The sequence below is a fragment of the Microbacterium sp. B35-30 genome (assembly GCF_010634855.1).
Taxonomy (GTDB): domain Bacteria; phylum Actinomycetota; class Actinomycetes; order Actinomycetales; family Microbacteriaceae; genus Microbacterium.
This window is the reverse complement of the sequence record NZ_MWLQ01000006.1, coordinates 113,334-123,923: the sequence shown is the minus strand read 5'-3', so window position 1 is coordinate 123,923 and position 10,590 is coordinate 113,334. Positions and strand designations below refer to the sequence as shown.

Genomic DNA, 10,590 nt, shown 5'->3' with positions numbered 1-10,590 from the left:
GCGGGCCCGCGGCATCCGTATTCTCGACGGGATACCAGCCGAAGCCGAAGCCGTCGCCGTTCACCGTCTGGGCACCCAGTGGCGAGTTCTGCGCCATGGCTACAACCGAGTGCTGGGCGTCGAGGATAAGGGCGGCCGGTTGCAGCGGCTCCCCGGTGTACGCCAGCCAGCGGCACATGGCAGCTCCCGTGGGTCATCTGTACTTCGCCGCAGCGCGACGCTGCCGCCATCGTAGGGCGGCGCCGTCCTGACCGATACCCGCATCCGGCGAAGCGGCCCTCGGTGTCGTCAGCCGGGTCTAGCGTGGGCTGGTGACCGATCATCAGCCCGCCCCCGGCACGTCGGCGCCGATGAGCGGCATGACCACCATCCAGCGGTCGGTGCTGTGGATCGCGGTGCTCGGCTCCTTCGTGGCGTTCCTCGACGGCACGATCATCAACGTCGCCCTCCCCTCGATCAGCGACGAGCTTGGCGGCGGAATCACGACGCAGCAGTGGGTCGTCGACGCCTACCTCATCACGCTCGGCGCGCTCATCCTCGTCGCCGGCTCGGTCAGCGACGCTTACGGGCGCGTGCTCGTGCTGCGCATCGGGCTCATCGGCTTCGGCATCGCCTCTATCGCGATCGCGGCGGCGCCCACCGCCGAGTTCCTCATTGTGGCCCGCGCGGTGCAGGGTGCCGCGGGCGCGTTCCTCGTCCCCAGCTCACTGGCGCTCATCACGTCCAACTTCAGCGGTGCCGCGCAGAGTCGAGCCATCGGCATCTGGACCGCGATGACGACCTCCGCGATGATCGTCGGGCCGCTCGTCGGCGGTGTGCTCGTCGACCTGGCGTCGTGGCGGCTCGCCTTCCTCATCAACGTCGTGCCCATCGGCGTCACCCTCGTGCTGCTGGCGCGCGGCGGCTTCCGCGACACCCGGCATCCTGGCGCATCGATCGACTGGATCGGCGCAGCGCTGTGCACACTCGGCCTCGGCGGCATGGTCTACGCCCTCATCGAGCAGCCGAACCTCGGCTGGGGCTCGCCCGTCATCTGGCTGACGCTCGTGCTGGGCGCCGGTATGTTCACGGCGTTCATCCTCCGTCAGCGCACGGTGCGCAACCCGATCCTGCCGCTCGACCTCTTCCGCGTGCGCAACTTCTGGACGGGCAACGTGGCGACCGCCTTCATCTACGGAGCACTCGCGCTCAACGGACTCGTCGTCGTGGTCTACCTGCAGGAGGGCGCGGGGCTTCCGGCAACGCTCGCAGGGCTCGCCAGCCTGCCCATGACGATCCTCATGATCCTGTTCAGCTCTCGCGTCGGCGCGCTCAGCGGCAGGTGGGGCCCGCGCTTCTTCATGACAGTCGGCCCGATCACGATGGGCATCGGGGCACTGCTGCTCCTCACGACCACCACCGAGTTCTCGTACTGGTGGCAGGTGCTGCCGAGCATGATCGTGATGGGCGCGGGCCTCGCTCTCACCGTGGCACCGCTGACGTCCGCGATCCTCGGCGCGATCGAGCCGGAGCGCTCGGGCATCGCATCGGCCGTCAACAACGCCGTCTCGCGGGTCGCGGGGCTCATCGCGGTCGCTCTGCTCGCCACGATCGTCGGCGGCAGCCTCGACCTCGAGGGCTTCCACCGCGCCGCTGTCGTCACCGCGGCGCTGATGATCGCCGGTGGCGTCACGTCGTTCCTCGGCATCCGCAATCCCGATCGCACGGGCACCGACCGCCCCGCACCGTGACGGGCGACGGATGCCGCGACCCCGCTTCATCCGTCACACCGGCCCGGCCTGAGGTATAGCCGGGCGGGTGAGGAGCGGCCGCGGCATCCACTCGCCGTCGTCCATTCTTCCGGCGCCATGCTGGCCGCGCCGTGCCGCCCCCTGCAAGACTGAGCCCATGGCCGTCATCGAGAACTCGAAAGTCACCATCGTCGGAGCGGGCAGTGTCGGCTCGAGTGCCGCGTACGCCGCGCTGATCCGCGGGTCCGCCCGCCATGTCGCGCTGTACGACATCGCGACCGCGAAAGTCGAGGCCGAGGTGCTCGACCTCGCGCACGGCACGCAGTTCACCGGCACGAGCGACATCATCGGCGGCAGCGACCTGTCGGTGGTCGAAGGCTCGCAGGTCGTCGTCATCACGGCCGGCGCCAAGCAGAACCCCGGCCAGACCCGCATCGAGCTGGCCGGCGTCAACGCCGGGATCATGAAGAAGATGATGCCGCAGCTGCTCAGCGTCGCCCCCGACGCCATCTACGTCATCGTGACGAACCCGTGCGACGTGCTCACCGTGCTCGCCCAGGAAGACACCGGACTGCCGCCGGAGCGCATCTTCGCGTCGGGGACGGTGCTCGACACCTCGCGCCTGCGCTGGAAGCTCGCCGAGCGCGCGGGGGTGTCGACCTCCAGCGTGCACGCCTACATCGTCGGCGAGCACGGCGACACGGAGTTCCCGCTGTGGTCGAAGGCCACGATCGGCACCGTCCCGATCCTGGAGTGGGTGACGCCCCACGGCGACCGGCTGACGGTCGAGGAGCTCGACCAGATCGCCATCGACGTGCGGGATGCGGCCTACAAGGTGATCCAGGGCAAGGGTGCGACGAACTACGCGATCGGGCTGTCGAGCGCGCGCATCATCGAGGCGATCCTGAACGACGAGCGCGCGGTGATGCCCGTCTCGCCGGTGCTGCGCGACTTCAACGGCGTCGACGGAGTGGCCCTCTCGGTGCCGTCCATCGTGAGCGCCACCGGCGCGGTGCCGATCCGCGAGACCCAGTTCGACGCGCACGAGCTCGAACTGTTCCACGCCTCCGCCGACGCGCTGAAGCAGGTCGCCGACTCGCTGCGGGGCTGACAGCGGAATGAGTGGATGCCGCGGCTCGGGGCATCCACTCATCCCACGGTCAGCCGCCGGGGTCATGTCGTGCCCTCGCCGTACGCTGAACCCATGCCCGCAGCTCGACGCCCCACGCAGACCGCGCCCTACCGGTGCACCGAGTGCGGCTGGACCACCCTCAAGTGGGTCGGGCGGTGCGGCGAGTGCCAGCAATGGGGAACGGTGGTCGAGGCGGCCGAGCAGACCGGCATCCTGCGTTCGATCACGCCGGTCTCCCCCGGCGCCGGGCGGTCGGCGCAGCCGATCACCCGCATCGACACGTCCGATGCGCCCCGGCGCACGAGCGGCGTCGGCGAGTTCGACCGGGTTCTCGGCGGCGGGCTCGTGCCGGGCGCCGCGATCCTGCTCTCGGGCGAACCGGGCGTCGGCAAGTCCACACTGCTGCTCGAAGTCGCGGCCCGCTCCGCGAAAGCGGGGCGTCGGGTGCTGTACGCGAGCGCCGAGGAGTCGACCGCACAGGTGCGCCTGCGCGCCGAGCGCACCGGCGCCCTCCACGACGAGCTGTACCTCGCGAGCGAGACCGATCTCGCGACGATCCTCGGCCACGTCGACGAGGTGGCGCCCGACCTGCTGATCGTCGACTCGGTGCAGACGGTGTCATCGGCGCTGTCCGAGGGCATGGCGGGGCATCCGTCACAGGTGCGCGAGGTCGCGGCGACGCTCATCCGCGTCGCGAAGGATCGCGGGCTCCCCACCATCATCGTCGGCCATGTGACGAAAGACGGTTCGATCGCCGGGCCCCGCATCCTCGAGCACCTGGTGGACGTGGTGTGCCAGTTCGAGGGCGACCGGCAGACCTCCCTGCGCTTCGTCCGCGCCCTCAAGAACCGCTTCGGCCCGACCGACGAGGTCGGATGCTTCGACATGACCGGCGCCGGGATCGCCGAGGTGCCCGATCCGAGCGCCCTGTTCCTGGGGCACGGCAGCACCGAGCCGGGCACGTGCGTGTCGATCGCGCTCGAGGGACGTCGCGCGCTCCCGGTCGAGGTGCAGGCGCTGACGATCGACAGCAAGTCGGGCAACCCGCGGCGCATCGTGAACGGTGTCGATGCCGCGCGCGTGGCGACCGTGCTGGCGGTGCTCGAGAAGCGAATGAAGATCAAGACCTCGGATCAGGACGTGTACGTCTCGACAGTCGGCGGCGTGAGATTCGCCGAACCGGCTGCCGACCTCGCCATCGCGCTCGCCGTGGCCAGCGCGGTCGAGGGATGGACGATTCCCCGTCACATCGCCGCGGTCGGCGAGCTGAGCCTGGCCGGGGAGGTGCGTCCCGTCACCCAGGCGACGCAGCGGCGCAGCGAAGGCGCGCGTCTCGGGTATCGAGACGTCATCGACCACCGCTCGGGGTCGCTGGGCGGCGCCGTCAGCGACGTGCGGGCTCGGTCCAAGGGCCGCCCAGGGGAAGACATCCCCGAGTTCTGAGGTTCGGCCGGTCCGCTGCTCAGCGACCCCGAGTCCGGCGTCGACGCGAAGGGTCGACGTACCCGAGCACGATGGGGATCACCAGTCCGGCCGCGCACACGATTCCGACGAGCAGGAATTCCACCCGGCGAGTCTGCCCCGTTGTCCGCGAGGATGCAACCGCTCGCCCGGAGAGTCTGACTTCTGTCGCGCGGGTGCCCACCCGGCGCCTCAGGGTTTCGGGGCGCAGAATTGTCGTTCGGGGCGCACCGGACGCGCCCCAGACGGGCGCGACGCGCCCCGAACCCGGTGAAGCTCGCCGCGTGACGCGGTCAGGCTTCCAGCGCGGCGATGAGGTCGGTGGGCGAAGCCTGCATGGGGTGCGGACCCGCGATGTCGAAGAAGACCGTGGTGATCTCGTCCTCGTGCGCCCCGAGGAAGGCGCGCAGCCATGCCGGCGACTGCAGCGCGACCCCGGGGGGCAGCGTGGCGGGTTTGTGCGCGGCGTCGCTGAACAGCAGCAGCGCGATGTCGCCCGTCTTGGGATCGCGGTAGGTCCACACTTCGCCGACGTCGAGCGGGTTGTCGCGATCGCCGGGACGCATCAGCGGTGCGACCGTCGGACCATGGCGCAGCGCGAACGCGACCGCGGCCATGTCCTGGGTCTGCAGCGCGTCGGCGAGCTGCGTGTTGCGGAACTCCAGCGGTTCCCTCGGCTTGTTCGCGCGCTTCTTGCCTGCCACCCGTCCAGCCTAATCGGCGGTTCAGGCGTCATCGCCCGGCAACGGGGCGACCGCAGCGACCGGGCGTCCGGTCAGGCGAGGAAACCTCGCAGCAGCGCCTCTGAGCCGGCCAGGTGTTCCAGGATCGCCGCTTCGGCGGCATCCGGTCGCCCGGCGAGGATCGCCGTCACGATCTGCTCGTGCTGCGCGTTGGAGTGCTCGATGTTGCGCGGCAGCAGCGGGAACGTGTCGAGCCATTCGTTGACACGAGCCCGGTTCTCGGCGGCGAGCGCGACGAGCGACGGGATGCCGGCGAGCTCGGCGATCGACAGGTGCAGCAGCGTGTCGAGGCGGCGATAGTCGGACGTGGATGCCTCGGCGACGACCTCGTACCGCGCCCACAGCTCGTCGCGCGCAGCGGCGTCGAGGCTGCGGGCCGCAGCGGCTCGGGCGGCTCCTGCCTCGAGCACGCGGCGGAGTCCCAGCACGTCCTCGAGCTCGGCGGGGGTGACCTCCCGGGGATGCGGGGGCTGCGGGAGCGGATCGGCGATGAACGTGCCGCCGTACCGGCCGCGGCGACGCACGAGGTAGCCGGTGTCGGCGAGCTCGCGGATCGCCTCGCGCACGGTGTCGCGGCTCACGGCGTACAGCACAGCAAGCTCTCGCTCCGACGGCAGGGACTCCCCCGGGGCGACGACGCCCAGCCGGATCGTCTGCACCAGGCGGGCGACGGTGTCTTCGAGCGCGTTGCCCTCCCGCACCGGCCGGTACACGGCCCTGCGCACCTCGTGCAGCGGGGCATCGGTCATGCGGTTCCTCCATCGTCGGCAATCGGTCGTTGAGCGAGGGAGCGCAGCGACCGAGACGAAACGCACCGGACCCTCCGCACCACCCCGGGGCGTTTCGACGCGCTTGGCTCGCTCAACGACCGACCTTTCTCACAGGGGCGTGACGTACGCGTTGGTGATGCCGCCGTCGACGACGAACGCGGTCGCGGTGATGAACGACGCATCGTCTGAGGCGAGGAACGCGACGGCGGCGGCGAGCTCTTCGGGCTCGGCGAAGCGACCCATCGGAACGTGCACCAGCCGGCGCTGGGCGCGCTCAGGGTCCTTCGCGAACAGCTCCTGCAGCAGCGGGGTGTTCACCGGGCCGGGGCACAGCGCGTTCACGCGGATGCCCTGCCGCGCGAACTGGACGCCGAGCTCGCGCGTCATGGCGAGCACGCCGCCCTTCGACGCCGTGTACGAGATCTGCGAGGTCGCCGATCCGAGCAGCGCCACGAACGACGCGGTGTTGATGATCGAGCCCGTGCCCGCCGGCACCATGTGCCGCAGCGCCGCCCGTGAGCAGAGGTAGACGCTCTTGAGGTTGACGTCCTGCACGCGGTCCCATGCGGGCAGCTCGGTGGTCTCGATGGAGTCGTCGTCGGCGGGCGAGATCCCCGCGTTGTTGAACGCGATGTCGATGCGGCCGAACTCCGCCGCGACGCCGTCGAAGACCGCGTTCACTTGGGCTTCGTCGGCCACGTCCAGGGCGCGGAACACACCGTCGACCTCGTCGGCCGCGACCTCCCCGGTCGCCGGGTCGAGGTCGGCGATCACGACGCGCGCGCCCTCCGCGGCGAAGCGACGCGCGGTGGCGAGGCCGATCCCCGATGCGCCACCGGTGATGATCGCAACCCGGTCCTTCAGTCGCTGGGTCAGGTCCATGGGAGTGGGCTTCCTTTCTTGAGCATGTCCCGATTTCCGCCGCTCGAGGGGCACTCGATCGATCGGTTCTGGGACATGAAGGCGTGAGATCGGGACACGCAGAGGGTGACGGGCGACATGGGGCTAGGCATCCGTCGCGAAGAAGACGTTCTTGGTCTCGGTGAAATGCTCCGCCGCATCGGGGCCGAGCTCGCGCCCGAGGCCCGATGCCTTCATGCCGCCGAACGGCGTCCAGTACCGCACCGACGAGTGCGAGTTGACCGACAGCACGCCGCTCTTCACGCCGCGCGAGACCCGCACGGCCCTGCCCAGGTTCTCGGTCCAGATGGAGCCGGCGAGCCCGTACGCCGTGTCGTTCGCGAGGCCGATCGCATCGGCCTCGTCGTCGAACGGCAGCACCGCGACGACCGGTCCGAACACCTCTTCGCGCGCGATGCGGTCGGCGCGGTCGGCGAGCACGACCGTCGGTGCGAACCAGAAACCATCTCCCTCGGGCGCCGCGCCGCGGAAGGCCACGTTCGCGCCGTCGAGGAATCCCGCGACGGTGGAGCGATGGGATGCCGAGATCAGCGGTCCCATGTCGGTGCCCTCGTCTGCGGGGTCACCGACGCGCCATGCCTGCACCGCCGGCTCGAGCAGTTCGAGGAACCGGTCGTACACCGAGCGCTCGACGAGGATGCGGCTGCGCGCGCAGCAGTCCTGCCCGGCGTTGTCGAACACGGCGCCCGGCGCGGCGGCGGCCGCCTTCTCGAGGTCGGCGTCGGCGAACACGATGTTGGCGCTCTTACCGCCGAGCTCGAGGGTCACCGGCTTGAGCTCGCGGGCGCAGCCGGCCGCGACATCCGTCCCGACCGAGGTGGACCCGGTGAAGACCACCTTGCGCACATCCGGGTGCGACACGAACCGCTGCCCGACGACCGAGCCCGACCCGGTGATCACGGTGAACAGCCCCTCGGGAAGCCCCGCGTCGAGCGCGAGCTCGCCGAGCCGGATCGCGGTCAGCGGTGTCAGTTCGGCCGGCTTGAGAACGACGGCGTTGCCTGCCGCCAGCGCCGGCGCGAAGCCCCACGACGCGATCGTCATCGGGAAGTTCCACGGCACGATGATGCCCACGACGCCGTACGGCTCGTGGAACGTGACGTCGAGTCCGCCCGCAACCGGGATCTGCTGACCGCTGAGGCGCTCCGGTGCGCCGGCGTAGAAGTTCAGCACCTGGGCGACGTGCGACGCCTCCCACCGCGCCGATCCGATCGGGTGCCCCGAGTTGCGCACCTCGAGCTGCGCGAGCTCCTCGACGTGCGCCTCGACAACCCGGGCGAACGCGCGCAGCGCATCGGCACGTGCGACCGGCGCCAGCGACCCCCACGCACGCTGAGCGATCACCGCACGCGCGATGGCGGCATCCGTCTGTGCCACATCCGCCCGCGCGATCTCGCGGATCGGCTGCGCCGTCGCAGGGTTGATGAGGGTGAACGTCGACGTCATGCCAGCACTCCGTTCGACGGCTCGGCGCGCCTCGTCTCGCTGGTCTCTCGCTCGCTCAGCGACCCGGGGCGCGGATCGCGCGGGCGGGCCACATCCGGTCGGCGAGCGTGCGAAACGCGACGAAACACGGATGCCTCGGCCACGAGTCCGGCGAAGAGCCGCCGGTCTTCGCGATTCTCCTCGGGGTGCCACTGCACGCCGAGCACGTACCCCTCGCCGTTGGACTCGAACGCCTGCACGAGCCCGTCGTCGGTGTGCGCGGTGGCGACGAGCCCGTCGCCCAGTCGGTCGATGCCCTGGTGGTGGTAGCTGTGCACGTCGAGCTCGCCGGGGCCGACGAGCTCTGCGAGGCGCGACCCGTCGTCGACCGCGACCTCGTTCGTCGCGAACACGCCGCCGCCGACGCGGAACCGCTCGGTGCCGAGCGCCTCGGGCAGGTGCTGGTGCAGCGTGCCGCCACGCGCGACGTTGACGAGCTGGAGCCCGCGGCAGATCGCGAGCACCGGCATCCGTCGCTCCTCAGCCCCCCGGAACAGCGCGAGCTCCCACGCGTCGCGTTCGGGACGCGCCGCGTCGGTGAGCGGATGCCGCTCCGCACCGTACAGCGACGGGTCGACGTCGAGCCCCCCGGTGAGGATCAGCCCGTCGAGCCCGTCGAGCACCGCGGCAGCCGCGGCATCCGGCTCGGGCTGCGGCGGCAGCAGCACGGCGATGCCGCCCGACGCGGTCACCGAGTCGAAGTACTGCTGCGGCAGGAATGCGGCGCGGACGTCCCAGACCCCCTGCTTCGCCTGCTCGAGATAGGTCGTCAGGCCGATGACCGGCCGACGCCCTTCCCCGTCAGAGCCGTTCGAAACCACGGACCCTCTCCCAATCGGTCACGGCCGCGTCGTAGGCCTCGACCTCGATGCGCGCCTGGTTCAGGTAGTGCTCGACCATGTCGTCGCCGAACGCCGCACGGGCGATGGCCGACTCGTCGAACAGCTGCGCGGCCTCGCGCAGGGTGGTCGGCAGGTGATCCACGCCGGACGTGTACGCGTTGCCCTCGAGCCGGTCGGGCAGCGGCAGCTCGTGCTCGATGCCGTGCAGGCCGCCGGCGATGATCGCCGCGATGCCGAGATACGGGTTGACGTCTCCGCCGGGCACCCGGTTCTCCACCCGGAGCGAGTGGCCCCGGCCGATGACCCGCAGGGCGCACGTGCGGTTGTCGATCCCCCACGCGATGCCGGTCGGCGCGAACGACCCCTTCGCGAACCGTTTGTACGAATTGATGTTGGGCGCGAACAGCAGCGTGAACTCGCGGAGCGTGGCGAGGATGCCCGCGATCCAATGCTCCATGAGGGGGCTGAAGCCGTGCTCACCGTCGCCCGCCATCACGGGCTCGCCGGACGCCGACCGCACCGACAGATGGATGTGGCAGCTGTTCCCCTCGCGCTCGTTGAACTTCGCCATGAAGGTCAGCGCCTTGCCGTGGTGCTCGGCGATGGCCTTCGCGCCGTTCTTGTAGATCGCGTGCTGGTCGGCGGTCTCCTGCACCTCGGCGTAGCGGAACGCGATCTCCTGCTGGCCGAGGTTGCATTCGCCCTTGACGCCCTCGGTGTAGAGCCCCGCCCCGTCCATCGACAGGCGGATGTCGCGCAGCAGCGGCTCGAGGCGACCTGAGGCGAGCAGGTCGTAGTCGACGTTGTAGTCGGTCGAGGGTGTGAGATCGCGGTAGCCCTTGGCCCAGGCATCCCGGTACGTGTCGTCGAAGACGATGAACTCGAGCTCGGTGCCCGAGAACGCGACGAGCCCCTGGTCGGCAAGACGGGCGCGCTGGCGATTCAGGATGTCGCGCGGCGACTGCACGACGGGCTCGCCGTTCTCCCACGTGAGGTCGGCCATGACCAGCGCGGAGCCGGGGAGCCAAGGGATGCGGCGGAGCGTGGCCACGTCGGGCCGCAGCATCATGTCGCCGTAGCCGGTCTCCCAGCTGGACATCGCGTAGCCGTCGACGGTGTTCATGTCGACGTCGACCGACAGCAGGTAGTTGCAGGCTTCGGCGCCGTGGGGCAGCACCTCCTCCTGGAAGAGCCTGGCCGAGACGCGCTTGCCGACCAGCCGCCCCTGCGCATCGGCGAAGGCGACGACGACGGTGTCGATGTCACCCGCGGCGATCCCGGCGTTCAACTGCTCGACGGTGAGGTTTCCCGGCATCCGCCCTCCTCCTCTGATGACGTGCGACTGTCGACGTGCGACGAACTCGTGAGCGCGGTCCCCCCGAACCGCGCTCACCCGCACACTCTAACGAAAATCCGCTTCAAAGGTAGACACAGCCCACCAATAAGCACCACAATCGGCGAAAAGCGCATCCGCGCGACCCGAGCGCACCTCCCTTCGCAAATCCC

At 70.3% G+C, this 10,590-nt stretch carries 9 protein-coding genes; 3 read left to right on the top strand and 6 right to left on the bottom strand.

Features of this window, described 5'->3' with window-relative positions; translation table 11 throughout:
* Positions 1–350: 350 nt before the first annotated feature.
* The 3 genes from B2K11_RS02990 to radA all read left to right on the top strand — a co-directional run bounded on the left by B2K11_RS02990 (position 351) and on the right by radA (position 4,305).
* Complete coding sequence (locus B2K11_RS02990; RefSeq protein ID WP_163616708.1) at positions 351–1,730, top strand: MFS transporter; 1,380 nt, start codon at positions 351–353, stop codon at positions 1,728–1,730.
* 157 nt (positions 1,731–1,887) lie between these two features.
* On the top strand, positions 1,888–2,841 hold the full coding sequence (locus tag B2K11_RS02985; RefSeq protein WP_163616694.1) for an L-lactate dehydrogenase: 954 nt from the start codon (positions 1,888–1,890) through the stop codon (positions 2,839–2,841).
* A 93-nt stretch (positions 2,842–2,934) separates the two neighbouring features.
* Entirely contained in the window at positions 2,935–4,305 is a 1,371-nt protein-coding gene (radA, locus tag B2K11_RS02980) for a DNA repair protein RadA (RefSeq protein ID WP_163616692.1), read from the top strand.
* A gap of 311 nt (positions 4,306–4,616) precedes the next feature.
* Here the strand turns inward: radA and B2K11_RS02975 are convergent, their stop codons facing one another.
* From B2K11_RS02975 to B2K11_RS02950, 6 genes are all read right to left on the bottom strand, one after another.
* Complete coding sequence (locus B2K11_RS02975) at positions 4,617–5,027, bottom strand: dehydrogenase (RefSeq protein ID WP_163616690.1); 411 nt, start codon at positions 5,025–5,027, stop codon at positions 4,617–4,619.
* Positions 5,028–5,098: 71 nt separating this feature from the next.
* Positions 5,099–5,815 (bottom strand): GntR family transcriptional regulator, encoded by a 717-nt coding sequence (locus tag B2K11_RS02970; protein WP_163616688.1) that lies wholly within the window; start codon positions 5,813–5,815, stop codon positions 5,099–5,101.
* 129 nt (positions 5,816–5,944) lie between these two features.
* A complete protein-coding gene (locus tag B2K11_RS02965; protein WP_163616686.1) occupies positions 5,945–6,718 on the bottom strand; it encodes a 3-oxoacyl-ACP reductase in 774 nt (257 codons plus the stop codon).
* A 123-nt stretch (positions 6,719–6,841) separates the two neighbouring features.
* The gene (locus tag B2K11_RS02960) at positions 6,842–8,203 is read right to left on the bottom strand and encodes an aldehyde dehydrogenase family protein (protein ID WP_163616684.1); all 1,362 of its coding nucleotides are present in this window, start codon (positions 8,201–8,203) and stop codon (positions 6,842–6,844) included.
* On the bottom strand, positions 8,200–9,063 hold the full coding sequence (locus tag B2K11_RS02955; protein ID WP_163616682.1) for a gamma-glutamyl-gamma-aminobutyrate hydrolase family protein: 864 nt from the start codon (positions 9,061–9,063) through the stop codon (positions 8,200–8,202). The genes B2K11_RS02960 and B2K11_RS02955 overlap by 4 nt, the downstream gene beginning before the upstream one ends.
* Positions 9,044–10,399, bottom strand: a complete 1,356-nt coding sequence (locus B2K11_RS02950; RefSeq protein WP_163616681.1) for a glutamine synthetase family protein — start codon at positions 10,397–10,399, stop codon at positions 9,044–9,046. Before B2K11_RS02950 ends, B2K11_RS02955 begins: the two co-directional genes overlap by 20 nt.
* Between the last annotated feature and the right edge of the window lie 191 nt (positions 10,400–10,590).